20 protein-coding genes are annotated in these 25266 nt (G+C 70.0%); 11 read left to right on the top strand and 9 right to left on the bottom strand.

The features are described from left to right. Nucleotides 1–25: 25 nt before the first annotated feature. The 3 genes from ngcE to ACFWNN_RS22510 are packed head-to-tail and all read left to right on the top strand — an operon-like array spanning nt 26 to nt 3212. A complete protein-coding gene (gene ngcE, locus ACFWNN_RS22520) occupies nt 26–1429 on the top strand; it encodes an N-acetylglucosamine/diacetylchitobiose ABC transporter substrate-binding protein (protein ID WP_382441877.1) in 1404 nt (467 codons plus the stop codon). Further along, nucleotides 1426–2400, top strand: a complete 975-nt coding sequence (locus ACFWNN_RS22515) for a carbohydrate ABC transporter permease (RefSeq protein ID WP_382441876.1) — start codon at nt 1426–1428, stop codon at nt 2398–2400. Before ngcE ends, ACFWNN_RS22515 begins: the two co-directional genes overlap by 4 nt. After that, the gene (locus ACFWNN_RS22510; protein WP_382441875.1) at nt 2397–3212 is read left to right on the top strand and encodes a carbohydrate ABC transporter permease; all 816 of its coding nucleotides are present in this window, start codon (nt 2397–2399) and stop codon (nt 3210–3212) included. Before ACFWNN_RS22515 ends, ACFWNN_RS22510 begins: the two co-directional genes overlap by 4 nt. Here ACFWNN_RS22510 and ACFWNN_RS22505 read toward each other — a convergent pair. Genes ACFWNN_RS22505 through ACFWNN_RS22495 form a run of 3 tightly spaced genes read right to left on the bottom strand, consistent with a single transcriptional unit; the run spans nt 3173 to nt 5539 of the window. After that, nucleotides 3173–3559 carry a glycoside hydrolase family 20 zincin-like fold domain-containing protein gene (locus ACFWNN_RS22505; RefSeq protein WP_382441874.1) on the bottom strand — a complete coding sequence of 129 codons (387 nt, stop codon included), beginning with the start codon at nt 3557–3559 and terminating at the stop codon, nt 3173–3175. The genes ACFWNN_RS22510 and ACFWNN_RS22505 overlap by 40 nt on opposite strands. Before the next feature lies 1 nt (nt 3560). Next, nucleotides 3561–4544, bottom strand: a complete 984-nt coding sequence (locus tag ACFWNN_RS22500; protein WP_382441873.1) for a dihydrodipicolinate synthase family protein — start codon at nt 4542–4544, stop codon at nt 3561–3563. Beyond that, entirely contained in the window at nt 4544–5539 is a 996-nt protein-coding gene (locus tag ACFWNN_RS22495) for an NAD-dependent epimerase/dehydratase family protein (protein WP_382441872.1), read from the bottom strand. Before ACFWNN_RS22495 ends, ACFWNN_RS22500 begins: the two co-directional genes overlap by 1 nt. A gap of 131 nt (nt 5540–5670) precedes the next feature. On the opposite strand from ACFWNN_RS22495, the gene ACFWNN_RS22490 reads away from it, so the two are divergent. The 5 genes from ACFWNN_RS22490 to ACFWNN_RS22470 are packed head-to-tail and all read left to right on the top strand — an operon-like array spanning nt 5671 to nt 10772. Beyond that, nucleotides 5671–6801: a GntR family transcriptional regulator gene (locus ACFWNN_RS22490; protein ID WP_382441871.1), complete on the top strand. Its 1131-nt coding sequence runs from the start codon at nt 5671–5673 to the stop codon at nt 6799–6801. Then, the gene (locus ACFWNN_RS22485) at nt 6798–7799 is read left to right on the top strand and encodes a Gfo/Idh/MocA family protein (RefSeq protein ID WP_382441870.1); all 1002 of its coding nucleotides are present in this window, start codon (nt 6798–6800) and stop codon (nt 7797–7799) included. The genes ACFWNN_RS22490 and ACFWNN_RS22485 overlap by 4 nt, the downstream gene beginning before the upstream one ends. Next, nucleotides 7796–9070 carry an ABC transporter substrate-binding protein gene (locus ACFWNN_RS22480; protein ID WP_382441869.1) on the top strand — a complete coding sequence of 425 codons (1275 nt, stop codon included), beginning with the start codon at nt 7796–7798 and terminating at the stop codon, nt 9068–9070. Before ACFWNN_RS22485 ends, ACFWNN_RS22480 begins: the two co-directional genes overlap by 4 nt. After that, on the top strand, nt 9067–9948 hold the full coding sequence (locus tag ACFWNN_RS22475) for a carbohydrate ABC transporter permease (RefSeq protein ID WP_382441868.1): 882 nt from the start codon (nt 9067–9069) through the stop codon (nt 9946–9948). Before ACFWNN_RS22480 ends, ACFWNN_RS22475 begins: the two co-directional genes overlap by 4 nt. Continuing rightward, the gene (locus ACFWNN_RS22470) at nt 9945–10772 is read left to right on the top strand and encodes a carbohydrate ABC transporter permease (protein ID WP_382441867.1); all 828 of its coding nucleotides are present in this window, start codon (nt 9945–9947) and stop codon (nt 10770–10772) included. Before ACFWNN_RS22475 ends, ACFWNN_RS22470 begins: the two co-directional genes overlap by 4 nt. Nucleotides 10773–10774: 2 nt before the next feature. Here the strand turns inward: ACFWNN_RS22470 and ACFWNN_RS22465 are convergent, their stop codons facing one another. Continuing rightward, a complete protein-coding gene (locus tag ACFWNN_RS22465; protein ID WP_382441866.1) occupies nt 10775–11617 on the bottom strand; it encodes a polysaccharide lyase in 843 nt (280 codons plus the stop codon). A 203-nt stretch (nt 11618–11820) separates the two neighbouring features. Between ACFWNN_RS22465 and ACFWNN_RS22460 the strand changes: the two genes are divergently transcribed. Further along, entirely contained in the window at nt 11821–16266 is a 4446-nt protein-coding gene (locus ACFWNN_RS22460) for an alginate lyase family protein (protein ID WP_382441865.1), read from the top strand. 38 nt (nt 16267–16304) lie between these two features. On the opposite strand, the gene ACFWNN_RS22455 is transcribed toward ACFWNN_RS22460, so the two are convergent. Together ACFWNN_RS22455 and ACFWNN_RS22450 are read right to left on the bottom strand one after the other, a co-directional pair. Further along, a complete protein-coding gene (locus ACFWNN_RS22455) occupies nt 16305–17141 on the bottom strand; it encodes a polysaccharide lyase (RefSeq protein ID WP_382441864.1) in 837 nt (278 codons plus the stop codon). 110 nt (nt 17142–17251) lie between these two features. Then, nucleotides 17252–18115 (bottom strand): alpha/beta fold hydrolase, encoded by an 864-nt coding sequence (locus tag ACFWNN_RS22450; protein ID WP_382441863.1) that lies wholly within the window; start codon nt 18113–18115, stop codon nt 17252–17254. A gap of 41 nt (nt 18116–18156) precedes the next feature. Between ACFWNN_RS22450 and ACFWNN_RS22445 the strand changes: the two genes are divergently transcribed. Next, nucleotides 18157–21114 (top strand): BTAD domain-containing putative transcriptional regulator, encoded by a 2958-nt coding sequence (locus tag ACFWNN_RS22445; RefSeq protein WP_382441862.1) that lies wholly within the window; start codon nt 18157–18159, stop codon nt 21112–21114. Here the strand turns inward: ACFWNN_RS22445 and ACFWNN_RS22440 are convergent. Beyond that, on the bottom strand, nt 21103–21870 hold the full coding sequence (locus ACFWNN_RS22440; protein WP_382441861.1) for an SDR family NAD(P)-dependent oxidoreductase: 768 nt from the start codon (nt 21868–21870) through the stop codon (nt 21103–21105). The genes ACFWNN_RS22445 and ACFWNN_RS22440 overlap by 12 nt on opposite strands. Before the next feature lie 117 nt (nt 21871–21987). On the opposite strand from ACFWNN_RS22440, the gene ACFWNN_RS22435 reads away from it, so the two are divergent. Continuing rightward, nucleotides 21988–22599 (top strand): TetR/AcrR family transcriptional regulator, encoded by a 612-nt coding sequence (locus tag ACFWNN_RS22435; protein ID WP_382441860.1) that lies wholly within the window; start codon nt 21988–21990, stop codon nt 22597–22599. Here the strand turns inward: ACFWNN_RS22435 and ACFWNN_RS22430 are convergent. Together ACFWNN_RS22430 and ACFWNN_RS22425 are read right to left on the bottom strand one after the other, a co-directional pair. Further along, the gene (locus ACFWNN_RS22430; protein ID WP_382441859.1) at nt 22568–24004 is read right to left on the bottom strand and encodes a long-chain fatty acid--CoA ligase; all 1437 of its coding nucleotides are present in this window, start codon (nt 24002–24004) and stop codon (nt 22568–22570) included. The genes ACFWNN_RS22435 and ACFWNN_RS22430 overlap by 32 nt on opposite strands. Then, nucleotides 23943–25259, bottom strand: coding sequence for an MFS transporter (locus ACFWNN_RS22425; RefSeq protein ID WP_382441858.1), 1317 nt, complete (start codon nt 25257–25259; stop codon nt 23943–23945). Before ACFWNN_RS22425 ends, ACFWNN_RS22430 begins: the two co-directional genes overlap by 62 nt. Nucleotides 25260–25266 lie beyond the last annotated feature (7 nt).

Here is a 25266-nt window from a genome sequence, read left to right as displayed (position 1 = left end):
CCCACAAGAAGAAACGGACCCCGCCATGTCCTCCACCGAGATCTCGCGGCGCACCATGCTCAGAGCGGCCGTCGTGCTGGGCCTGTCCGCACCCGCGCTGGCCGCGTGCGTCACCGCCGGCGGCAACGGCGGCCAGACGCAGAGCACCGGCGACAAGAGCGCCACGAACCCGTTCGGCGTCAAGGCAGACGCCCCGCTGGAGGTCGTCGTCTTCAAGGGCGCCTACGGGGACGACTACGTGCTCGCCGCGGAAGGCGTCTACAAGAAGCAGTTCGGCGCCGCCGTCATCGACCACAAGGGCATCCAGAAGGTCGGCGACACGCTGCGGCCGAGGTTCGTCGCGGGCAACCCGCCGGACGTCGTCAACAACACCGGCGCGGGCCGGCTCGACATCGCCGCGCTCAACCAGTCGGGGCAGCTGGAGAACCTCGAGAAGCTGCTCGACTCGCCGTCGTGGGACGACCCGAACGTCAAGCTGCGCGACACGTTGCTGCCCGGCGTGGTGGAGGACGGCATCTACGACGGGGCGTTCGTGCGCTTCAACTACGCCTACACCGCCTGGGGCCTCTGGTACTCGAAGCCGCTGTTCGAGAAGAACGGCTGGATGTGGCCGCAGACCTGGCAGGAGATGCTGGACCTCTGCGAGGACATCAAGAAGACCGGCGTCGCGCCCTGGACCTACCAGGGCAAGTTCCCCGAGTACATGACCGACCCGTTGCTGGTCATGGCGGTCCGCGGCGGTGGCATGGACCTGCTGAAGTCCATCGACAACCTCCAGCCCAACGCCTGGCGGCACGAGTCGGTGAAGGCCGCCGCGGAGGCGATCACCGAGCTGTCCGCGAAGGGCTACCTCATGCAGGGCTCGGAGGCCCTGTCGCACACCGAGGCGCAGGCCGCGTGGTGCCAGGGCAAGGCCGCGATCATCCCCAGCGGCTCGTGGCTCGAAGCCGAGCAGAAGTCCGTCACGCCCGCCGGGTTCGACATGGTCATGGGCGCGGTGCCGTCACTCGGGAACAGCAAGCTCAAGACCAACGCCATCCACGCGGCCAGCAGCGAGGCCTACCTCGTGCCGAGCCAGGGCAAGAACGTCGCGGGCGGCCTCGAGTTCCTGCGGATGCTGTTCTCCCGCAACGCCATGAAGGACTTCGCGAAGTCCGTCGGCACCCTGCCGGCGGTCAAGGGCGCCACCGACGGCCTCACGATGTCACCGGCGCTGAGCTCGGTCGCGGAGGCGGTGAAGAAGGCAGGGGACGACACGATCAACTACCGGCACCGCATCTGGTACCCGACGCTGACCAAGGCCGTGGACGACGCCGTCGCCGAGCTGGTGACGCGCCGGATCACCCCGGCCGAGTGGGTCGACCGCGTGCAGAAGGCCGCCGACGACCTCGCCAAGGACACCAGCATCAAGAAGTACGAGCGCAAGTGAGCGTGCTGACCAGGCCGGCGGAGCGGGCAGCGGCGCCCGCTCCGCCCGTGCCGCGCAAGCGCCGCAGGCTCAACCGCGGGTACGGGTTCGTCATCGGCGCCCTCGCACCCGCGTTGGTCCTCCACGTCGTCTTCGTCGTTTCTCCCTACGCGCAGGCGTTCTACCTGTCGCTGACGGACTGGAACGGCGTCGCGGGCAAGGCGGACTTCGTCGGGTTCGACAACTTCACCCGGCTCGCGGGCGACTCGCTCTTCCTCGACGCGATCAAGAACAACCTGCTGCTGTTGCTGCTGATGCCCGCGGCGACGATCGGGATCGGCCTGTTCCTCGCGACCATGATCCAGCGCGGCGGCAAGAACGGCCGCACCGGCGTGCGGGGCTCGCGGTTCTACGAGATCGTGTTCTTCTTCCCGCAGATGCTGTCGGTGGCGATCGTGGCCGTGCTGTGGGGTTTCGCCTACAACCCCAACAACGGCCTGATCAACGGCGTGCTGCGGGCGATCGGCCTGGACGGGCTGGCGCGGAGCTGGCTCGCCGAACCGTCGCTCGCGTTGTTCGCCGTGATGGCGGTGATGATCTGGTCCGGCGTCGGCTTCTACATGGTGCTGTTCAGCGCCGCGATCGACGGCATCCCGAAGGAGATCTTCGAGGCCGCGCTGATCGACGGCTCGTCGGGCTGGACCACGTTCCGGCGGATCACGCTGCCGTTGCTGCGGGACAACGTCCAGGTGGCGTTCGTCTACCTCGGCATGGTCGCGCTGGACGCGTTCGCGCTGGTCCAGATCATGACGGTCGGACCGGGCGGGCCGGACGGCGCCACCGAGGTGATGGGCCTGTCGCTGTACCGGACGGCGTTCGAGTACGGCAAGTTCGGCTACGCCTCAGCGATGGGCGTCGCGTTGTTCTTCGGCACGCTCGTGTTCGCGCTGGTGGCGTTGCGCGGCAACAAGAACCGGACGGAGCTGGCATGAAACGGTTCCCGCTGCACCTCGCCCTGGGGTTCTGGGCGGTCGTCACGGCGTTCCCGCTGCTGTGGGCGGTGACGAGCTCGGTCAAGTCGGACGCGGAGATCCTGTCGAGCCCGTGGACCGTGCCGGCCGAGATCCGCTGGGACAACTTCGGGCGCGCCTGGAACGAGGCGTCGATCGGGCAGTACTTCCTGAACTCGGTGATCGTCGTCGGCGGCGCGTTGTTCCTGACGATGCTCTTCGGCGGCATCGCGGCCTACACGCTGGCCCGCTATCGTTTCCCCGGCAACAGGTTCGTCTACTACCTGTTCGTGACGTCCCAGTTCTTCCCGACGTTCCTGGCCCTCGTGCCGTTGTTCTTCACCGTGGAACAAATGGGGCTGCTGGGTACGAAACTCGGGCTGATCCTCGTGTACGCGACGTTCGCCACGCCGTTCACGATCTTCTTCCTGCACGCGTTCTTCCGCACGCTGCCGTCCGCGATCGCCGAGGCGGCGTTCATCGACGGCTGCACGCACTGGGGCGTGTTCTTCCGGGTGATGCTGCCGATGGCACGACCGGGCCTGGTGTCGGTCGCGATCTTCAACTTCCTCGGCCTGTGGAACCAGTACCTGCTGCCGCTGGTGCTCAACCCGGACCCGGAGAACTACGTGCTGGCACAGGGACTCGCGGCTCTGTCGACGTCGCAGGGATATCAGAGCGACTGGAGCGGCCTGTTCGCCGGGCTCACCATCGCGATGCTGCCGGTGCTGCTCGCGTACGTGTGCTTCCAGCGCTACATCCAGGCCGGCGCCACGGCCGGGGCGGTCAAGTGAGTGAGGTCGGTCGCGGGCACCGTTCCGCCGGCTGACACCAGCCGGCGGAACTGCTCGACCCCGTTCAGCAGCCCTGCTGGAGTGGCCGCGCGCAGCATCACCGCGTTCGGGCTCACCAGCAGGGCGTAGCCGTCCTCACCGAGGCCGCGCATGGCCGGTTCGTGCGTGACCATGACGATGCCGTCCGGCGAGTTGCCGAGCACGATGCCCGTGGTCTCGCGGACGTGCGCGCGCAGGAGGCGCGCGGCCTCCTGCGCGTTGCCGATCGCCCGGATGCTCATGCCGTCGCGCAGCACGAACTCGCCGGTGCGTCGGCGGGGTTCCTTGCCTTGCCTGCGGATCGCCATGTCAGAGCAGGCCGGGGTAGGCGGTCTGGACGCGGGTGAGTTCCTCGGCCTGGCCGGGGGAGAGCGTCTCGCCGGGGTCGAGGCACCAGATGCCTTTGAGGATTCCGTCGCGCCTGAGCACCTCGTGCACGCCGGCGATCACGCCCTGGAAGTCGTTGCGGACGTCGAAGACGGCGGCGTTGGCGTCCACGCACATGGCGTTGAGGGCCTCGACTCGGGCGCGGGCTGCGTGGTCACCTGCTACGGCGGCGTGGGCGTCGTCGAGGATCTGGACGGCCGAGCGCGTCCACACCGCCCAGTGGCCGAGGAGACCGCCGACGAACCTGCGGACGCCGCCGCGCACGTGGAACGGGGTGAGCAGGTCGCTGATGATGTTGTCGTCGTTGCCCGTGTAGAGGGCCACTTCGTTGCCGCGGTCGGAGTCCGCCACGCCTTGGACCAGCTCCAAGGTGCGGTAGCGGTCGAACGGGGCGGCCTTCACGGCGACGGTGCTCGGCTGGTCGGTCAGCCGGCGCCAGTAGTCGCGGGGGAGGTAGCGGCCGCCGACGGCTTCCTGGAGGTAGAAGCCGATGGTGGGGAGGACCTCGCCGATGGCGGCGCTGCGGTCGAGGAGGTCGTCGGTGGTGAGGTGAGGGAGGCCGCCGGGGGAGACGAGGACGGCGTCGTAGCCGAGTTCGCGGGCGACTTCGGCCTCGGCCACGGCCTGGCGGGTGGGGCCGGCGACACCGGCCACGCGCACAAAAGGCCTCTGGGAGGTCATCTCGTCCGCTGCCAGTTCCAGCACCGGCCGGTAGAGCCCGTGTTCGCGGATCTCGAACTGGGTCGTGTGCACCCCGACCGCGAGCCCGCCCGCCCCCGCCTCCAGGTAGTAGCGGGTGAGGGCCCGTTGCCGGTCCTCGTCCAGCGTGCGCCGCTCGTCCAACGCCAGCGGGTGCGCGGGGATCACCGTGCCGCGGCGCAGCAGTGCGGCTGTCTCGAAGTCCATCAGAACCGCCCGTCCCGTCGTTCGAACTTCGTCGGCTTGGCCCACGTCGGGCCGCCGTCCCGCAGCCACGTGGCCTGCAGGTCGATCAGCTGCCCCAGCGTGCGATCCGGGTAGCCGAACAGCTCGTGGCACGTCGTCGCGTCGCTGAGCAGCGACGTCTCCGGCAGGTAGCCGGTGAAGGTGGCCTCGACGCCGAGCCGTGCAGCGAGCCGGACCGCGATGGAGCGCACGGAGGCGGTCTCCGGACCGGTCAGGTTCAGCACGAACGGCGCGTCCGAGGTGTGCGCGACGCTGCGCAGCACGACCTCGTTGGCGTAGCGCTGCCAGACGACGTTCACCGCGCCGGTGGTCAGGTCGATCGGCTTGCCGTCGAGCAGCTTCCGGGCCAGGTCGGCGAGGACGCCGTAGCGGGGTTCGCAGGCGTAGTTGAGCCTGATCAACGCCACGGGCGTGCCGCGCGTGCGGGCGGCGTGGGTGAAGACCTGCTCACGGCCGTGGCACGTGATGGCGTAGTCGCCGTCTGGGTGTGGTTCGTCGGTCTCGACGCTGCCGCCGCCGACCGGGGCTGTCATGCCGTAGACGTTGCCGGTGGACAGCGCGACGATCCGCGCCTTCGGGTAGCGCTCGGCGACGTACGCGGGCAGCACGGTGTTCGTCATCCACGCCTGCGAGGGCGCGCCGGACGTGCCGAACTTGGCGCCCACCAGGAAGATCACCGTGTCGGCGTCGGGCAGCGCCGACACCGCTGCCGGGTCGGACAGGTCGGCCGTGACCACCGAGACGCCCTGGGCCTCGACGCGCCGGCGACTGTCCTCATCGGACCAGCGCGAGACGGCGTGGACGACGCCCGAACCCGCGCGCCGGGCCATGCCGGCGATGCCCGAGCCCGTCTTGCCGCCCGCGCCGAGCACGACGACGTCACCCCAGCCGGCCGCCTCCGCGACCAGCGCGGGCGAGGGCCTGCTGAGTTCTTCTTCGAGGTCTGCCTCATTCATGAGGGCGCACTCCTGGCAAGGTACGAATTCATTCTCTGAAAGGAATGAATTTTTGGCCTGATGTGGTCTGTGCACACAAAATCACAGGTCACCTCTTGCGGCAAGGAGCATCATCAGTCATTCTTCCCGGCATGACATCAGCTGAATCGGAGGATTCATTCCTTCATTCCTCCGCTCGCCCGAAATGGCAGTGGGCGGCTGACCGTCTGCGCAAGGACATCGCCGACGGGGTGTGGGGGCCGGGCGACCAGCTGCCGGTCGAACGCGAGCTCGCCACGACGTTGAACGTCAGCATCAACACCATCCGGCGGGCCGTCGGCCAGCTCGTGCACGAGCAGATCGTGCTGCGCAGGCAGGGCGCGGGCACGTTCGTCCGCTCCGAGTCGGCGCCGATCATGACCGGACGGCCGCTCGTCGGCGTGCTGGTGCCGTCGACGACCTACTACTACCCGCGCGTGATCGACGGGCTGCAACGAGTCCTGCGCGGAGCCGGTGTCGGAGTCGTGCTGGTGTGCTCGAAGTACGACCTGGACGTCGAACGCGACGAGCTGCGCACGATGCTCGAAACCGGCGTGCAGGGCCTGCTCCTGGTGCCGAGCCTGCACCTCATGGAGGACCCGCAGTCCTACGTGGACGGTCTGCGCGACCTGCCGGTCCCGTACGTGCTCGCCGAACGACGCCCGCCGTCGCCCGAGCCGGACGACCCCACGACGTTCGTCGGCACCGACCACGCGGGCGGGGTGTGCAAGGCGGTCCGGCACCTCAAGGAGCTGGGGCACCAGCGGATCGGGTTCCTCGGCCGGGTCAGCACCGGCACGTCCGAGCAGGTCGCGGCCGGGTTCGAGCAGGCCGTCGAACTGCTGAAGGTCGACGCCGCCGCCACCTCGTGCCGCCTGCTCTGGCAGGCCCAGGACATCTCCGCCTACGCCCGGCGCTGCGTCGAGTCCGGTGTCACGGCGGTGTTCTGCCACGGCGACCGCGACGCCGCCGCGCTGATCGTCGCCGCCCGCAGGCTCGGCCTGTCGGTGCCGGGCGACCTCGCCGTGGTGGCCTACGACGACGAGGTGGCCGAGGTCGGCGACGTGCCGCTCACCGCCGTCTCGCCGCCCAAGACCGAAGTGGGCGCGCTCGCCGCCCAGCTCCTGCTCCACCGCATCGACGGTGGCCGCAGCGTTCCGTCCCAACAGGTGCTGATCCAGCCGCGGCTCGTCGTCAGGACGTCCTGCGGTGCGGCGGTGCTTCACGAGAAAGCGGGAACATGACGTCATTCCGGATCGGACTCCTGGGCGCCGGCGCGGTCGGCGCGCATCACGTCCGTGCGGCGGCCGGTGCCGACGGATACGCGATCACGGCGATCTGCGACGTGCGGCGCGAGGCGGCCGAGGCGCTCGCGGCACCGGGCGTCGAGGTGTACGACGACTACCGGACGATGATCACCGAGGGGAGCCTCGACGCCGTCATCATCACGACGCCGCACGCGTTGCACGCCCAGCAGGTCGTGGAGGCCGCCGAGGCCGGGCTGCACGTGCTGGTGGAGAAGCCGATGGCGACCACCGTCGAGGACTGCTCGCGGATGATCGAGGTCTGCCGCGACGCGGGCGTGCTGCTGGCCGTCGCGCACGTCATCCACTTCGACCCCGTGGCGCGGGAGGCCCGCGCGCTGATCGCGTCCGGGGAGTTCGGCGCGCCGCTGCTGATCGCGCACCGCCGTTCCGCGCACTACGAACCGAACTCGCGCCCCGCCTGGTTCTTCGACCCCGTGCTCGCCGGGGGCGGCATCGTGCTGAACGTCGGCACGCACGGCCTCGACCGCATCCAGTGGTTCGGCGGCGGCACCGTGCGGCGGGTCAGCAGCGTGGTGCGCGGCCGGGACGGGATCGACGTCGAGACCGACTCGCTGGCGTTGATCGAACTGGCCAACGGCGTCACCGCGAGCGTCGTGCTGACCAGCAGGGGGACGCCGTACTACGACGAGACCGACGTCGTGATGCCCGAGGTGACGCTGCGGGTGAGCGCGAGCGACGGCCTGTTGTTGTTGCGCGACGGGAACATCACGACGCTGGTCGGAGCGAGCCCCGCACACCTGCGCGCCGCCTTCCGCGGCCAGCTCGACGGCTTCGTCGCGGCCGCCCGGGGTGGGGACGGCGAGTACGTCGACGGCGCGTACGGGCGGTCGGTGGTGTCGGCCGCGCTCGCCGTCTACCAGGCGGCGGATCGCGGCAACCCCGTCGACGTGCCCCGCCCGGCGGTACGTCCGTGATCAGCCGGCGCGGTCTGCTCACCGCCGCCGGGCTCACGGTGCTCGCCGGGTGCTCGTCCACAAAGGATCCGAACGGGCCGCTGACGTTCTGGTCGTCGTTGCGCGGCACGAACACCGTGGTCGACGCCTGGAACGCACGGAACCCGCGTGAGCCCGTGGTGCTGGAGACCGTGACGTCGGGGTTCGCCGGCGGCAACGCCAAGCTCTCGAACGCAGCCCGCGCCGGGAACGCGCCGGACGTGGTGTCGATGGCCGACGCCGACCTGCCGATGTTCGCCCTCGACGGCGTGGCCGCGGACGTGACCGACCTGGTCAGCGCCGGGCTCCGGGACGATCTCGGCGCGGTCGCGTGGTCGGGCGCCACGTTCGGCGGGCGCGTCTACGGCGTGCCGCTCGACCTGCCGCCGTTGCTGATGCTCTACCGCGAGGACCTCCTGCGCGAGCACGGCGTGGAGGTGCCGACGACGTGGGACGAGTTCCGGGAGGCCGCCCGTGCGTTGAAGGCGCGGAACGTCTACCTGACCTCGTTCCACCCCAACGGCTACAACCTGTTCGCCGCGCACGTCATGCAGACCGGCGGCCGGTGGTTCGGGGTCGACGGCGACTCGTGGGTCGTGAACTTCACCGACCCCGGCTCGCTGAGGGCCGCCGAGTACTGGCAGTCGCTGCTGGCCGAGGACCTGCTGTTCCTCGCGCCCGGCAGCAGCCAGGAGTGGCTCGCGGCGCTGGCCGAGGGACGGGTCGCCGCCCACCTGGTCAGCGTCTGGGGCGTCGCGGCGCTCGCGTCGTCGGCACCCGGCGGCGCGGGGAAGTGGCGGATCGCCCCTGTCCCGCAATGGGATCCGGCGCGGCCGTCGGTCGGACGGGACGGCGCGTCGCTGCACGTGATCACCGCCGACAGCCCTCGGAAGGACCGTGCGATGCGGTTCATCGAGTGGATGTCGACCTCGCCCAAGGCGATCGTCGCGCGGCTGTCGAGCGGCCGGTCGAGCCTCTTCCCGGCGTCGCCGAAGCTGTGGGGACCGGCGTCGACGCAGTTCAAGACCACGTTCTACGGCGGCCAGGACCTCTACGGGCTCGCCGCCGGGCAGTACGACCTCCAGCACGGCGACTGGATGTGGGGACCGCGCATGCAGTCCACCGCCACGTCGATCCACCACGGCCTGGCGCGCATCCCGTACGGCACCACGATCACGCAGGCGCTGCGCGACGCCGAGGCGGAGACGTTGCCGGACATGCGCAGCCTCGGCCTGGCGGTGAGGCGCTCGTGACCAGGCAACGGTCGGCTCTGACGCTGCTGCTCGGCCCGTTCGTCGCGTTGCTGGCCGTGGTGTTCCTCGCGCCCACGCTGTACGCCGTCTACCTGAGCTTCTTCGCCCGCTCGCACACCGGGCTCGGGTTCGGCAACGGCCGGACGGCGTTCGTCGGCCTGCGCAACTACGGCGTGGTGCTGACCGACCCGAGCTTCCTGCAGGGCGTCGGCGTCACGCTGCTGTACTCGGCCGTGTTCATCCCGCTGGTGCTCGGCGGCGCGCTGTCCCTCGCGTTGCTGTTCGACTCGGGCGTGGTGCGGTTCCGGCAGCTCAGCCAGACGATCCTGTTCGTGCCGCACGCCGTGCCGGGCATCATCGCCACGGTCCTCTGGCTGTACCTCTACACGCCGGGCATCTCGCCGGTGATCGACCTGATGCGCGGGCTCGACGTCGAGGTCAACTTCCTCGGGCTGGAGATGGTCGTCCCGTCGCTGGTGAACATCGCGCTGTGGAGCGGCCTCGGCTACACCACGGTGATCTTCTTCGCGGCGTTGCGCGCGGTGCCGCGGGAAGTGCTGGAGGCGGCGTCGATCGACGGCGCCAGCCCGGTGCGCGCGGCGCTGACGATCAAGGTGCCGCTGATCAGGGGCACGGTCGTGACGGTGCTGATCTTCACCGTGATCGGCGCGTTGCAGCTGTTCACGGAGCCCATGCTGCTGAGCAAGGTCACGCCGCTGATCGGCCCGCGCTTCACGCCGAACATGTACATCTACGACGCGGCCTTCGCGCGCAACAACCACAGCCTCGCCTCGGCGGCCTCCGTGCTGCTGCTGATCGTGTGCTGCCTGCTGTCGTTCGCCGTCACGCGGGGTGCTTCGAGGGGAGGCAAGGCATGACCGGCCGTCTGACCGCGAACGTCGTGATCGGCGTCGGAGCGCTCTACGCGTTGCTGCCGCTGGTGTGGCTGCTGCTCGCCTCCACTGTGGACACCGAGGCGCTGTTCGCCTCGGACTTCTTCTCGCTGGAGAACTTCGCTCTGATGGACAACGTCAAGGGGTTGTTCACGCAGGAGAAGGGCATCTACGGCCGTTGGTACCTCAACAGCATCCTCTACGCGGTCGGCGGTGCGGCTGTGGGTGCCTTGATCAGCACGGCCGCCGGGTACGTGTTCGACAAGTTCTCGTTCGCGGGCAAGAACCAGCTGTTCGCGTTGGTGCTCGTGTCGGTGATGGTGCCGGCCGCGGTGCTGGCCCTGCCGTTGTACCTGATGGCGTCGGCGGCGGGGATGGCCAACACGGTCTGGTCGGTGATCATCCCCGTGCTGTTCAACCCGTTCGGCGTCTACCTGGCGCGGGTGTTCTCGGCGGCTTACGTGCCGAACGAGGTGCTGGAGGCCGCACGGGTCGACGGCGCGACGGAGATCCGCAGCTTCGCGTCCGTGGGGCTGCGGATGCTCGCGCCGGGGTACGTGACGATCTTCCTGTTCCAGCTGACGTCGATCTGGAACAACTTCTTCCTGCCGCTGGTGATGCTCTCCGACCAGAACCTCTATCCGGTGAGCCTCGGCCTGTACAGCTGGAACTCGCTGGCGAACATCGACCCGGACTACTACCCGTTGATGGTCGTCGGATCGATGTTCGCACTGCTGCCGCTCGTCCTGGCCTTCCTGCTGTTGCAGCGGTACTGGCGGTCAGGACTCACGGCCGGGAGCGTGAAATGACCTCAGATCGGGTTCGTGTTCACGCGCAGGTCGTCGTACCAGATGTAGCCGGTCCTGGTCGGCGCGAACGTCGCGTCCCCGCCGCCGGCGAACGACGACAGGTAGGCGCGGTCGATCAGGTCGCCGTTGCGGACGAACTTGATGCCGGTGATCAGCGCGGCGGAGCGACCGTTGAACCACACCTGGATCTCGCCGTCGGGGTTGGCGTTGCCGTTGGTGACGGTGTTGACCTTGACCCGTTGCACGATCTCGACCCACTGGCCCGGCGGGTAGTAGACGGGCTTGCCGTCGAGCGAGAGGTCGCGGTAGTCGCCGTACTGGCCGGCGTGATCCATGCTGTAGTAGTAGATCGCCGCTTTGCCGCCGCTGCGCCAGATGAACCGCGACGTGAAGCCGTTGTAGCCGTCGCACGGGATGCCGCCGGAGCAGGACGCGCCCGCGCCGAGACCCACGCCCACCTTGCCGGCGAAGTTCGTGTTGCCCCAGCTGAAGTCCGGGCTGAACCGCACCCACTGGGCCACGTAGTACTGCCGGGCCCGGGGAATCGCGAACGGGGCCTGGGCACCGGAGTCCGCCGGGCCGAACTTGCCCGCCGGATACGTGACCCGCAGCGACTTGGAACCGCTGCGCTTCACGCTGGAGTCGACGTAGGTGCGGGTGTCGAGGCCCTGGTGCCAGGGTGCGTTCCAGCCGTCGGCCGCCCATTTCGACAGGGTGTAGGACGACCCCGCCGCCGGGGTTTCGAAGTAGTTGTTCAAGGCCGCCGCCATCGCGCTCGGTGCGGCAATGGTCGACGCGATTATGGCCGCGCAACTCGAAAGCGCGAGCAACCTCATTGTTCGCATGCACTTCCTCCACTCGTTCGAGGGTTTGGGCAGTATCGCCACGTCAAGAGCGGTGAGTCAATGTGTGGCGGAGTCATTCCGGGAATGATTCCGCGGGTGAAACCCGGGCATTGACTGGGCTTCTGTGATGTCGCAGTATTCCGGCCAGGTGCGAGCGTCGCGCAATTCCTTCTGTCTCGTGGAATGAATTCTGGAGGAACCCGATGAGAAAGCCTGTCGCGGTTTTGCAGGTGTTCGCGGTGGTGGCGGCGATGGCCGTCGCCACCAGTGCGACCGCCTCGGCCGCACCCGGACCGCCGGCGCCGGACACGCCGGTCGCGCACGAGCTGCTGCGGGGCGGCGGCTTCGAGAACGCCACCACGTCGTGGACGCTCTCGGCCGGGGCGAAGCGGGAGGCCGGCGCGCTCGTCGTGTCCTCGGCCGCCGGAACCGCCTGGGAGGGCGCGACCTCGGCGTCGTTCGCGCTCGACGTGCGGCGCGTCAGCTCGGTGAAGGTGGCCGGGCGGGTGCGGCTGGAGAACGTCGTGCAGGGCGCCACCGCCGACAACGCGGCCAAGATCAGCATCGCGTTCGTGGACGCCACCGGCAAGCGCACCTGGAAGGGCGTCAACCTCACCGGCACGCAGGACTGGGCCGACCGCGCCGACGTCCACACCGTGCCCGCCGGAACCGTGTCGGCGTTCCTGTCGGTCGCGCTGGACCGGGCGAAGGGCACCGTGCGGTTCGACGACCTCACCGTGCGCGCCGAGTCGTGGGTGAACCTGGTCAACAACCCCGGCTTCGAGCTCACCTCACCGTCCACAGAGGCCTGTCCGGCGCCTGCCTGGTGCACCCCGTACCTCAGCGCCACCTACAAGGTCGACACGCAGACCGCCTTCCAGGGCACCAGGTCGTTGCGCATCGACGCCTCGCCGACGCAGAAGATCGGCGGCTTCGTCACCGTGCCGCTCGACCACCGGACGTGGCCGGTCGTGCACGTGTCGGCGAAGGTCAAGCTCGACCGGGTCGAGACCGCCGACTACACCGACTTCCCCGGCGGGCTGCGGGTCTCCGTCGGGTTCCTCTACACCGACGCGGCCGGCGCCAGCGTGTACGCCGCGTCCGGGCTGCTCAACGGCGTGCTGACCGGTTCGCGGGTCTGGACGACGATCTCCGGCACGTTCCGGGTGCCGCCGCTGATGACGAAGCTCCAGATCATCCCGGCGATCCAGAACGCCACCGGCACCGCGTGGGTCGACGACGTGCGGGTCACGCCCGAGTCGCCGTGGATCGCGCCGGACAGCCAGACGAAGAGCGCGGCCGCCGGGACGTCCGCGAAGTTCCTGACCACGGTCACGAACCGCCGCGCCGTCGCCGACTCGTTCCAGCTTGCGGTCGACGGTCCCGGTTCGGTCGCGGCCACGACGCCGGTGCTCCAGCCGGGGGAGTCCACTGTGGTCTCCGTGGAGGTGCCCGCCGGGGCGTCGACCGTGCTGACGGCGACGCCCGCCGGTGACGCGACCCTGGTGCAGCAGGCCGGTTTCACGGCGTCCGAGGCGACTTCGCCCGGTGGTGCGCCGCGGGTCTACAGCACGCCGGCCCAGCTGGACGCTCTGAAGCAGCGGATCGCCGGGCAGGACTGGGCGCGCAAGGCGTTCGACTCGGTGGTGAAGGCCGAGGCGGACGCGTGGCTCACCCGGCCGCTCGACCAGCCGGTGAACCACGGCGGCTGGAGCGGCAACTTCAAGTGTCCCGGCACGAACACGTCGCTGGAGTTCAACTACGCCTCGCCGAAGCTGCACCGCTGCCCGATCGACGGCAAGTCCTACACCGGTGACCTGCTCGACGCCGCGTGGATCGAGATCTGGCACAACAACGCCGCGCAGGCCGTCGCCGACCTCGGGCTCGCGTTCCGCGTCACCGGCGACCGGCGGTACGCGGACAAGGCGCGGGACGTCCTGGCCTACTACGCCGAACGCTTCCTGTCCGTGCCGATGAACCAGCTCTACGGCCGGGTGCACTACCAGTCGCTGGACGAGGCCGTGGCCGCCATCGGGTTGATCGACGGCTACGACCTGATCCGCGAGGTGCTGCCGGAGTCCGACCGGGTGGACATCTCGCTCAACCTGCTCAAGCCGCTCGCCGAGCTCGTGCAGGCCTATCCGACGGTGACGTCGAACTTCCAGGCCTGGACGGTCGCGGCGGTGCACGGTGTCGGTTCCGCGATCGGCGACGAAGGTCTGCGCAAGTGGGCTTTGGACGATCCCGAGATGGGCACCGAGTTCCTGCTGAACAAGGCCCGGCTGGCCGACGGCTGGTGGTGGGAGGGCGCCGCGAGCTACCACGTGTACGCGTTGCAGGCGTTGACCTCGCTGGCGATCTCCGCGCGCAACCTGGGCGAACGCGACTACACGACCGACGAGCGCTTCCGGTCGATGCACACGACATTGCTACCGTACCTGTACCCGGACCTGACCATCCCGGCGGCCGGTGACGGTGGCACGTGGGGCCGCCGGTTCGGGCCGAGCTTCGCCGCGATGGCCGAGTGGGCCTACGCGGAGTACGGCTCGCGGGACTTCGCGACGGGGTTGTCCTACGCCTACGACAACCTCGGACGGCCGCGCGCGGACCGCTGGGCGCTGCGGTTCGGCGTGGACTCGCTGCCCCGGTTGAGCGGGCCGCGTCAGCCCAGCGCGACGTTCGGCGGTCTCGGCGAGACGGTGCTGCGGTCGTCCGACGCGGTGAACCTCGTGCCGAACCCCGGTTTCTCGGACGCGTCGCTGGCCGACGGTGCCAAGCCCGCCTACTGGAAGCTCGACGGCGGCAGGGTGGCGCACGGTCGGCTGGTCGGGGCGGCGTCGCAGACGTTCCCGCTGGACGGGACGCGGCTCGCGCACCTGACGTTGCAGGCGATGACGAAGGGCAAGGGCAGCATCGAGGCGGTGTTCCTGAACGACCGCTGGGAGGTCGGCCGGGGATCGCTGACCGTCGACGGCGCGTGGGCGGCTCGGGAGACCGGCCTGGCCGTGCCGCCGCTGGCTCGCGCCGTGAGGTTGTCGGTGAAGGGGGACGTCACGGTCGACGACGTCGACCTGTTCGCGGACGACCTGCTGGGGTCCGGCGGGTTCGAGGACGCGGGGCGCGGGTGGACCCGTCAGGGAGCGGCGGAACTGTCGCCGGTGCCGTACCGCGGCTCGTCGTCGGCGAAGATCACCGGCGGCCTGAACCGCAGTGCCTGGACCGTGGACGTGCCCGTGACCGGCGGTAACGTGTCGTCGGTGCAGCTGGACGCGCGGACGTTCTCGCCGCTGCTGCCGGTGAAGCCCGGCGGTGGTGCCCGGATCGAGCTGTCCTTCGCCGGACCCGGTGGGACGACTCAGCCGGTGTCCGTGACGTTCCACGACCTGCTCGGGTGGAAGTCGCGGACGCTGAAGGCCGACGTGCCGAAGGACGCGATCGCCGCGCGGATCTCGCTGGTCGTGGAGAACGCGGCGGGTGTCGCGTTGTTCGACGACGTGCGGCTGGGCTTCTCCGGCGCGGTGGATCCGTTCCAGGCCAACGCCGTGCGCCTTGATCACGGCGTGGCGGGCGGCACCCACGGGCACGCGGACAAGCTGCACCTCGACGTCGTCGGCGGGGGAGCGCTCCAGTCCACCGACCTCGGCCAGATCTACGGCGCCGACAACGCCGACCTGACCAACAACTGGTACCGGGAGTCGGTGTCGCACAACACGGTCGTGGTCGACGGCAAGAGCCAGGACCGCAACATCCGCGGCGCGCTGGAGTTCTTCGGCACCACGCCGCGGCTGAAGGTGGTCGACGCCCGCGCGGACAGGCCGTACGCGGCGATGCCGGACGTGTCGTTGCGGCGCAACGCCCTGATGACCGACGAGTACACAGTGGACGTTTTCGACGCTCGTGGCTCGTCGGCGCACCGGTTCGACCAGTCGTGGCACGGACTCGGCGACCTGAGCGTGTCGGGGGTCGCGATGACGCCGCCCGCGTGCGGGACGTGCGTGCTCGACCCCGCCGACAAGGACTTCGGGTACGACGAGCTCCGGGTCGTCGGTGAAGGCACCGGTGCCGCGTGGCAGGCGGAGTGGAAGACGCCGCAGTCGGTGCTGTCGATGCGCGCGTTGGAACCGTCTTCCACACGGCTGGTGCAGGCGACCGGGCCGGGGCTCGCGACCGACGGCAAGCAGATCCCGTTCGTGCTGGCTCGCCGGGAGGAGACGGCGACTCGGTTCACCACCTTGCTGGAGACCCGGTCGGCGGCCGCTGCCAGTGCGATCGTGTCCGCCGAGCAGGTGCGGGACGGGCACGTTCGCGTTCAGCTGGCCGGTGATCGGCGGGACGACGTGCTGTACGACGGCGGGTACGCGCTGGTGCGCCGGGCGGGCTCGACGCCGTTGAGCATCGACGTGCTGGGCCGGCAGTCGGTCGAGGTCGACGGCCGCACGTGGTTCACGGCGTCGAAGAAGCTGGAGAACGCCTCCGCGGTGTTCGACGGGAGCACGTTGCGGCTCGCCGTCGGGCGCCCGGCGGACCGCGGGCCGGTGACGATCACCGTGCACGCACCTGGTGTCCGCACCGTCGAGCTGAACAACCAGCCGGTCAGCTCGGTCACCCGGCACGGCGATCTGCTGAAGGTGACGTTCACGGTCGGATAGGTGAAAGGCCGGGGCTCTTTCGAGTCCCGGCCTTTCTTTCAGAGCGGACTTGTCTGCACGCGCACGTCGTCGTACCAGATGTACGAGTTGCGCGTCGGTGCGAACGTCTGCCGGTCACCGCCGAAGAACGACGAGAAGTAGGCGAAGTTGATCTGGTCGGCGTTGCGGACGAACTGCAGGCCCGTGCGGGTGCCCGCCGGGACGCCGTTCACCCACGCCTGGACCTCGCCGTTGGTGTTCGCCGTGCTGCCGCTGACGGTGTTGACGCGGACCCGCATCTTCAGCTCGATCCACTGCCCGCGCGGGAACGAGTACCCGCTGCCGTTCGGGCTGAGCTGGAAGGAATCGCCGAACTTCCCCGTCTTGCCCATGTGGTAGAAGTACAGGATCGCCTTGCCGTCGCGGCCCCACGCGAACCTGACCGTGAAGCCGTTGTAGCCGTCGCAGCCCTGACCGCCCGAGCAGCGCTTGCCGCCCGCGAGGCCGAGGCCGATCTTGCCGCCGAACTCCGTGCCGCCCCAGCTGAAGTCGGGGGAGAACCGGACGTGCTGCCGCAGCCAGTACTCCCGCGCCTTGGGCACGGCGAGATCCGCCGAGGCGCCCGACAGCTCGGGGCTGATCTTGCCGGCCGGGTAGAACACCCGCAGCGACTTGGCACCGGACTTCTTCTGCGCCGTGTCGATCATCGTGCGGCTGCCCATGCCCACGTCGAACGTGGACGAGAAACCGTCCTTCGCCCACTCCGCCCTGGTGTAAGCGCTCCCACCGGCGGGTCGTTCGAAGGTGTTCGTGAGCGTCGCGGCCTGGGCCGCGGGGGCGGTCTGCACGCCGACCACCGCGCAGACCGCCAGCGATAACAAGGAAATTCTCCTCATCGAGTCTCCTCACAGGGAATCGGCAAATGGTATGGACCATTTCCGACGCCCAGTATCGGCACGGCTTCAGCGCGTGGTCAATGGAATGAATTTCCTTGTATGCGCAGGAATTATCGTTTGGTGAGGTCGCGGATCGTGCGCGCGATCTCGTGTGGTGCTTCCTCGGCCATGAAGTGTCCATAGGGGACGGTCTGGTGGTCGAGGTCGGCCGCCCACGCGCTCCACAGTCGCTTCGCGTCGAAGCCGAGGGCCGCGCCCCAGTCCTGTTGCAGCACGGTCACGGGCATCTGCAGCTGGTTGCCCGCGTTCTTGTCCTGCGTGTCGTGCTCGACGTCGATCGTGGCCGACGCCCGGTAGTCCGCGACGATGGACGGGACGGCCTCGCGGCTCGCCCGCAGGTACTCGTCCTTGATCTCCGGCGGGAACGGCGCGGCGCCCCACGCGTCGAGGAAGTGGCCGAAGAACGCGTCCGGACTGGCGCCGATGAGCTGTTCGGGCAGGCCGGGCGGCTGGGCCATGAGGAACAGGTGGAAGCCGACGGCGGCGGACGTGCCGCGCATGACGTCCCACATGTCCAGCGTCGGCAGCACGTCGAGCGAGGCGAAGTGCGTGACTGTCGTGGCGTGGTCGAGTGCGGCGCGGAACCCCACGAGCGCACCCCGGTCGTGGCCCACCAGCGCGAACCTGTCGTGGCCCAGCGCCTTCGTGACGTCGACGACGTCCTGGGCCATCGTCCGCTTGGCGTAGGTGAGGCCGGTGTCCTGCGGCTTGTCGCTGTCGCCGTAGCCGCGCAGGTCGGGCATGATCACCGTGTGATCGGCGGCCAGGTCGGCGGCGACGTGCCGCCACATGAGGTGGGTCTGCGGGAAGCCGTGCAGCAGCACGACGGGCGTCCCGCCGCCGGTCGTGGCCACGTTCAGCTCGATCCCGCCGGAGACCTGAACGCGCTGGTAGTCGAAGGTTTCGTGGTTCACGCGGCCACTGTGCGCCGGCCCGATCAGCAACGAATCAGCGAATGGTGACCTTCGGCGTGCTCGGCCCGCTGACCGCCGGCTCCGCCCGGCTGGGCGGCCCGAAGCAACGCGCCGTGCTGGCCCGCCTCCTGGTGGCGCGCCGCCGCGTGGTCCCGGTCGACGTGCTGGTGGCCGACCTCTGGGAGGACCCGCCGTCTGGGGCGCTCGGCACGGTGCAGACCTTCGTCGGCGCCCTGCGCAAGGCCCTCGAACCCGACCGTCCACCCAGGACTCCTTCGTCCTTGCTGGTCACGTCCGGTGCCGGCTATGCACTGCTCGCTTCCGATGTCGACGCCTGGCGGTTCGAGTCGCTGCTCGGCGGCGACCTGTCCGCCTTGGACAGTGCTCTGGCGTTGTGGCGCGGCCCGGCCTACGTCGAGTTCGCGGACTTCCACTGGGCCCGCGCCGAGATCTCGCGGTTGTCCGAACTGCGCCTGCTGGCCGGGGAACGCCGCGCCTCCGCCCTGCTGGACCTGGGCCGTTCCGCCGAGGTCGTGGCCGACCTGCGCGCCCACCTGGCCGACCACCCGTGGCGCGAGAAGGCGTGGAGCCTGCTGGCCCTCGCGCTGTACCGGGAGGGACGGCAGGGCGACGCGCTGGAAGCCGTGCGCGAGGCGCGTCGGGCATTGGCCGAGAACCTGGGCGTCGATCCAGGCCCGGAACTCCGTGCGGTGGAGGCCGACATCCTCGCCCAGTCACCGCGCCTGGCGTTGCCGTCACCGCTGGTGGGCCGCTCGGCGGAGCTGGCCGCGCTGTTCTCGGCCGTCCCCGCCGCAGGACTCGGCCTGGCCCTGGTGACGGGCGAAGCCGGCGTCGGCAAGACCGCGCTGGCCGAGGCGTTCGCCACCAGGCTCGGCTGGACCGCCGTCTGGGCGCGCTGCCCCGAGGACGCCCCGGTGGCCTGGCCGTGGCAACAGGTGGTGGAGTCACTCGGGTCTGGTCTGGAGTCCACCGACCGCTTCCACCTGCGCCGATCCGTGGTGGCCGCGGTGGAGGCGGCGTCTCCCGTGCTCGTGGTGCTGGACGACCTGCACCAGGCCGACGAGGAGACCCTGGCCGTGCTGGCGGCGTTCACCACTGCCAGGCTCGCCGGCCGTGTGCTGATCGTCGCCACCTCCCGGGTCACCGTCCCGCTGGAAGCCCTGGCCCGCGCCGAACCGACCAGGGTCCCGTTGCGCGGCCTGGACTCCGACTCGGTGGCGGAGCTGGTCAGGCCGATCACGTCGGCGGTCGACCCGCAGTCGATCCACGAGCGCAGCGGTGGCAACCCGTTCTACGCCAAGGAACTCGCCCGCCTCTTCGCCGCCGAAGGCACCCTCGGCGTGCCCGCGGGCGTGCGGGAGGTGATCCGCCACCGCCTGGCCGCACTGCCCGCCACGTCGGTGACGGTGCTGCGCCAGGCATCGGTGCTGGGCCGCGACATCGACGTGGACCTCCTGTCGGCCGTTGCCGGTTCGGACGTGCTCGACGCACTCGACCTGGCGCTGGAAGCCGGCTTCGTGGCGGAGCAGGCGCCGGGCCGCGCCCGATTCACGCACGTGCTGGTGAGGGACACCATCTACGAGGACGTGTCGCTGACCCGCCGCGCTCGCTGGCACGCGGACGTGGCGGCGGCCCTGGAGTCGCTACGCCCGGACGAGGTCTCCCTGCTCGCGCACCACTACCTGGAGGCAGGTGCCCGGGGTGACGCGGCGGTGCGGGCGCTGGCAGGGGCGGCGGAGGCGACGCGATCGCCACGCGAGGCGGTGGGGTTGTGGAGGGCGGCGATCACGGCTGCGGGGGAGGACCGGGTCGGCCTGCTGACGGGGCTGGGCAGGGCGCTGGCGGTGAGCGGCGACCTGGAAGCGGCCCGCGAGCAGCGCTCAGCCGCCCTCCGCCTGGCCACCGCACCCACCAGCACCGCACCCACCAGCACCGCACCCACCACTGCCGCGTTGGCCACCACACCGACCACCGTCGCCACCACGCCCGCTGCCACCACTCACAGCACTGCTGCCGCCACCGGCTTCGCGGCTGACCCGAGTGCGGTGGCCGAGGTCATCGGCTCGTTCGACGTCCCAGGCATCTGGACCACCAACGACGACCCGGCCCACTCCGCCGAACTCGTCGCCGCCGCCCTCCGCACCCTGCCCGCCTTCCCCGACCCGACCGCCACCCGCGCCCGCCTGCTCGCCACCATCGCCATGGAGGAGCGCGGCACCGGCGCCCGCCTGCCGGAGGCCATCGAGGCCGAGGCCATCGCCCGCGATCTTGGCGACCCGGCCCTGCTGGCGTTCGCCCTCAACGCCCGCTTCATGCACACCTTCCACCGCGCCGGCCTGGCTCCCGAGCGTGCCGCCATCGGTCGTGAGCTGGTCGCGATTTCTGCCGCGCACCACCTGGTGACCCACGAGGTCCTCGGCCACCTGATCCTGGTTCAGGCCAATGCAGCCCTGGCCGACTTCGAGACGGCCGACGACCACGCGCGCCAAGCCGATGAGCTGGCCGCGCGGCACGACTTGCCGTTGGTTGGCGTGTTCACCGAGTGGTATGCGGCGTTGAAGCTGGCGGCTGCCGGCGACAAGGTGAAGGCGGACAAGGCTTATCGGGCCGCGGCCGGTCGTACGGGCGGGACCGGCATGTGGGGCATGGAACGCGGACTGCTGCCGTTGGCCCTGTTGAGCCTGCACGGACCGTCCGTTGTGGACCTCGACGACGACTGGGGGCCGCACCGGGAGTGGGTGGCGCCGCTGGTGTTGCCGCCGGACGAGGCGTTGGTCGCGGCGCGGGCGTTGCCGGACGGGCCGGCGGATCTGCTGGCCGAGGTGCGCGGGTGTTTGCTGCACCTGGCGGCGGTCCGGTTGGGCGATGACGGGCTGGTGGAGCGGGCCCGTCGGGTGTTGGCGCCTGCCTCGGGTGAGCTCGTGGCGGGGACTGGGTTGTTCACGTTCGGGGCGGTGGCGGACTACCTAGGCCGCTAGGGCCGGGCCCAGGAGCAGGCCGCCGTCCAGGACGAACTCCGCGCCCGTGGCGAAGGCGCCGTCGGTGGAGGCGAGGTGCAGGACCAGGGCGGTCACCTCCTCCGGGGTGCCCAGGCGCGGGACGGCGAACGGGGCGGGGGAGTAGAGGTCACCGATCGCGGGGCCGCCATCCAGGGACTCGGTGATCAACGGGGTGGCGACCACGCCGGGGTGGATGGAGTTCACGCGGATGTTGTCCCGGCCCAGTTCCAGGGCTGCGGTGCGGGTCAGGCCGCGCAGGGCCCACTTGCTCGCCACGTAGGGCGCGTAATAGGCCTGGCCCACGTTGCCCATGGTCGAGGCGATGTTGATGATCGAACCGCCGCCCGCCTCGCGCAGGGACGGGGTGGCGTGCTTGATGCCCAGGAACTGGCCGGTGAGGTTCACCGCCAGGGTGCGGTCCCAGACCTCCGTTGGTGTGTCCTCGATCAGGGCTGCCGGGTGTTGCGTGCCCGCGTTGTTGACCAGCACGGACAGCGGGCCGAAGCGTGACGAGACCTCGTCCAGTGCGGCGGTCCAGTCCGGTTCGGATGTGACGTCCAGGCGCACGGCGAAAGCCGAGGGGCCCAGGTCGGTGGCGAACGCGGTGGCGGCCTCGTGGTCGCGGGCGGCGATCACGACCTGGGCTCCTGCGGCGTGGAAGCCGCGGACGTGGCTCGCGCCCATTCCGCTGGTCGCGCCGGTGACGAGCACTGTTTGGCCGTCGAAGCGGGGCATGGTTCCTCCGAGTGATGAGTTGAGTGACTCACCTCGGAACGCTAGCGAGCTGGCTGATGGTGAGTCAAGTGACTCACCTCATGGCAGAATGGGGGTGTGCCGACCTACCACGAGCGCATGGCTGAGCAGAAGCGGGCGGCGATCGTCGACGCCGCCACCGGGTTGTTCCTGGAGTCCGGGTACGACAAGACGTCGCTCGCGCGCATCGCGGACGCGGCCGGGGTGTCGAAGGCGACGCTGTTCAAGCAGTTCCCGACGAAGGCCGAGCTGTTCGACGCCATCGTCACGGACTACTGGCGCACGGAGGAGGGCGCGCTCACGCCGAAGCCCGGTGACCCGCGCGCGGGTCTGACCGCGTTGGGACGGCGGTACGTGGCGTTGCTGACGCGGCCGGGCATGGTCGCGTTGTTCCGCATCGTCATCGCCGAGGCGCCGCGCTTCCCCGAGCTCGGCCAGACCCAGTTCAAGCTCGGCAAGCAGCCCTTCTTCGACGCCGTGCGCGACTACCTGAAGCAGGAGCACGACGAGGGCACGCTGGACGTCGCCGACCCGGTGCTCGCCGCGACGCAGTTCCTCGGCATGATCTCCAACTTCGCGTTCTGGCCGCGGATGCTGCTGATGAACTGGTCGCCCACCGAGAAGGCCATGGCCCACGCGGTGGACGAGGCAGTCCACACGCTGCTCGCCCGGCACGAGGTCAGAGAGGCAGCCGGCGCAAGGCGGGCTTGAGCACCTTGCCCGACCCCGTGCGCGGCAACGAGGTCACCACCTCCACGTGCACCGGGATCTTGTACTTAGCCAGGCGCGGCAACAGGAACTCCCGCAGCGCCGAAACGTCGAACGCAACGCCGTCGTGCGGCCGGACGAACGCCCTGCCCACCTCGCCCCAACGCTCGTCCGGCACGCCGACGACAGCAACCTCGGCCACGTCCGGATGGGCCGCGATCGCGTTCTCGACCTCGGCCGGGTAGACGTTCTCCCCGCCCGAGATGTACATGTCCTTCAGGCGGTCCAGCACGTACAGGTGCCCGTCGGCCAGCCGGCCGAGGTCGCCGGTGCGGAACCAGCCGTCGTCGGTGAACGCCGCCGCCGTGGCCGCCGGGTCGTTCCAGTAGCCCGGCGTCACGTTCGGGCCCTGCACCTCGATCTCACCGGTCGACGCGAGCCGCAGGTCTCCGAGGAACACGCACGGACCCGCTGACCCCGCGTGCGCGACGCTGTCCCAGGCTTCGAGGAACGTGGCGCCGGGCGCGGTCTCGGTGAGCCCGTACCCCTGGCAGAACACCAGGTCCCGGTCCTGGAACGACCGGATCAGCGAGTCCGGCACGGCCGCCCCGCCGCACAGCAGCACCCGCAACGACGACAGGTCAGCCGAGGGCCACGACGGTGCCGAGGCCAGGTCGCCGTACATCGTGGCCACCCCGAACATCCAGGTCACCCCGAACTTCTCGATCAGCGACAGGCATTCGGCGACGTCCCAGCGCGACGTGATCACGCTGTGCCCTCCCTTGACGAAGGAGGGCAACAGCGTCTGGGTGAGCGCCGCGACGTGGAACAACGGCGCGGTGACCAGCACGACGTCATCCGAACGCAGGTCGACGCCGATCATCAGGTTGACCGTGTTCCACAGGAGGTTGGCGTGCGTGAGCATCGCGCCCTTGGGCCTGCCGGTGGTCCCGGACGTGTAGAGGATCAGCGCCACGTCGTCGACCGACACCGGCTCGTCCAACGGCTCGGCGGAGCCGAGGGACAGGAACTCCTCGTACGAGGACAAGGACACCGCCCGCGGGTGCGAGACGACGTGCGCCGGGGCGTGCACCAGCACGGACGCGCCGCAGTCGGTCAACTGGTAGTCGATCTCCGCCGGGCTGAGCCGGAAGTTCAGCGGCACGAAGATCGCGCCCAGCTGGTGCGCGGCGAACATCGTCTCCACGAACGACGGGTGGTTCGGCCCGAGGTACGCGACCCGGTCGCCGTGCCGCACGCCCAGCGACCGCAACTGCCACGCCAGCCGGGTCGTGCGCACCGCCAGCGCGCCGTACGAGACCGAAACCCCTTCGTACGTCAGCGCCTCACGCTTCGGCGCCATGCGCGCGCGGCGGTGTGGCCAGCTGCCCAGTCCCGCGTTCCGCATCCCCGTCTCCCGTCAGGCTGGTCCTGCTGGTCTCCCGCAACGCCACCGTGCACACGACCGTGAGCACGCAGAAAGCCGCCAGGATGAACGGGATCGCGCCCGTGCCCGCCGACCGCTGCACCTGCGCGAACAGCAACGGCGCGAGCCCCGCGCCCAGCCCCGCGAGCTGATAACCGAGCGACGCGCCCGTGTACCGGCTGCCGGTGTTGAACAGCTCGCTGTACAGCGCGGCCAGCGGCCCGTACATCATCGGGTGGATCACCGCCTGGCCGAGCACCAGCGCGATCACCACGTATCCGTTGTCCACCAACGGGAACAACGCGAACCCGAACGCCCCCATCAGCACCGCGCCCGCCAGCACGACGGGCCGCCGCCCGAACCGGTCCGACGCCGCCGACCAGCTGATGATGCCGATCACCGCGAGCGCCGACGACAACGTCAGCGCGTTCAGGATCATCTGCCGGCTCTCACCCGCCTGCACGCCGTAGGCCAGCACGAACGTCGTCAGCGTGGACTGCGCGACGAACGCCGCGAGCCCCACGCCGATGCCCAGGGCGAGCGTGCGCGGGTGGTTGCGCAGGACGTCCAGCAACGGCATCGAGCCGCGCCGGCGCGAGGCCTGGAACACCGGCGTCTCCTCGACCTTGAGCCGCACGAACAGGCCGATCCCCAGCAGCACCAGGCTCAGCAGGAACGGCACCCGCCAGCCCCACTCCAGGAACGCCTGCTCACCGACCAGGGCGGCGGTGCCGGTCAGCGCCAGCGTCGACAGCACCATGCCGCAGGGCGCGCCCGCGTTGGTGAAGCTCGCCCATAGCCCGCGCCGCGACGTGGCGTGCTCGGCCGACATCAGCACCGCGCCGCCCCACTCGCCGCCGACGGAGATGCCCTGCACGACCCGCAGCAGGATCAGTCCGGCCGGCGCGAGCCAGCCCGCCTGCGCGTAGGTCGGCAACAGGCCGATGAAGAAGCTCGCCACACCCATCAGGCTCATGGTCAGCACGAGCATCTTCTTGCGCCCCAGCAGGTCCCCGTAGTGTCCGAAGAGGACACCGCCCAGCGGCCGGGCGAGGTAGCCGGTGGCGAACGTGCCGAAGCTCGCGATCGTGCCGACCAGCGGGTCCAGCTCGGAGAAGAACACCTTGTTGAACACGATCGCGGACGCGGTGGCGTAGAGCAGGAAGTCGTAGTACTCGATCACGCTGCCGAGGAAGCTCGACGCGACGGCACGGCGTAACTGCGTTGTTGGCGCCATGACTTCA

The sequence above is a fragment of the Lentzea sp. NPDC058450 genome (assembly GCF_042721395.1).
Taxonomy (GTDB): domain Bacteria; phylum Actinomycetota; class Actinomycetes; order Mycobacteriales; family Pseudonocardiaceae; genus Lentzea.
This window is presented reverse-complemented; position numbering and strand designations above follow the sequence as displayed.

Coding starts and splice junctions, on each gene's coding strand:
- ngcE (WP_382441877.1), top strand. CDS start 26: ATGTCCTCCACCGAGATCTCGCGGCGCACCATGCTCAGAGCGGCCGTC.
- ACFWNN_RS22510 (WP_382441875.1), top strand. CDS start 2,397: ATGAAACGGTTCCCGCTGCACCTCGCCCTGGGGTTCTGGGCGGTCGTC.
- ACFWNN_RS22505 (WP_382441874.1), bottom strand. CDS start 3,559: ATGGCGATCCGCAGGCAAGGCAAGGAACCCCGCCGACGCACCGGCGAG.
- ACFWNN_RS22500 (WP_382441873.1), bottom strand. CDS start 4,544: ATGGACTTCGAGACAGCCGCACTGCTGCGCCGCGGCACGGTGATCCCC.
- ACFWNN_RS22495 (WP_382441872.1), bottom strand. CDS start 5,539: ATGAATGAGGCAGACCTCGAAGAAGAACTCAGCAGGCCCTCGCCCGCG.
- ACFWNN_RS22490 (WP_382441871.1), top strand. CDS start 5,671: ATGACATCAGCTGAATCGGAGGATTCATTCCTTCATTCCTCCGCTCGC.
- ACFWNN_RS22485 (WP_382441870.1), top strand. CDS start 6,798: ATGACGTCATTCCGGATCGGACTCCTGGGCGCCGGCGCGGTCGGCGCG.
- ACFWNN_RS22470 (WP_382441867.1), top strand. CDS start 9,945: ATGACCGGCCGTCTGACCGCGAACGTCGTGATCGGCGTCGGAGCGCTC.
- ACFWNN_RS22465 (WP_382441866.1), bottom strand. CDS start 11,617: ATGCGAACAATGAGGTTGCTCGCGCTTTCGAGTTGCGCGGCCATAATC.
- ACFWNN_RS22460 (WP_382441865.1), top strand. CDS start 11,821: ATGAGAAAGCCTGTCGCGGTTTTGCAGGTGTTCGCGGTGGTGGCGGCG.
- ACFWNN_RS22455 (WP_382441864.1), bottom strand. CDS start 17,141: ATGAGGAGAATTTCCTTGTTATCGCTGGCGGTCTGCGCGGTGGTCGGC.
- ACFWNN_RS22445 (WP_382441862.1), top strand. CDS start 18,157: ATGGTGACCTTCGGCGTGCTCGGCCCGCTGACCGCCGGCTCCGCCCGG.
- ACFWNN_RS22440 (WP_382441861.1), bottom strand. CDS start 21,870: ATGCCCCGCTTCGACGGCCAAACAGTGCTCGTCACCGGCGCGACCAGC.
- ACFWNN_RS22435 (WP_382441860.1), top strand. CDS start 21,988: ATGGCTGAGCAGAAGCGGGCGGCGATCGTCGACGCCGCCACCGGGTTG.
- ACFWNN_RS22430 (WP_382441859.1), bottom strand. CDS start 24,004: ATGCGGAACGCGGGACTGGGCAGCTGGCCACACCGCCGCGCGCGCATG.
- ACFWNN_RS22425 (WP_382441858.1), bottom strand. CDS start 25,259: ATGGCGCCAACAACGCAGTTACGCCGTGCCGTCGCGTCGAGCTTCCTC.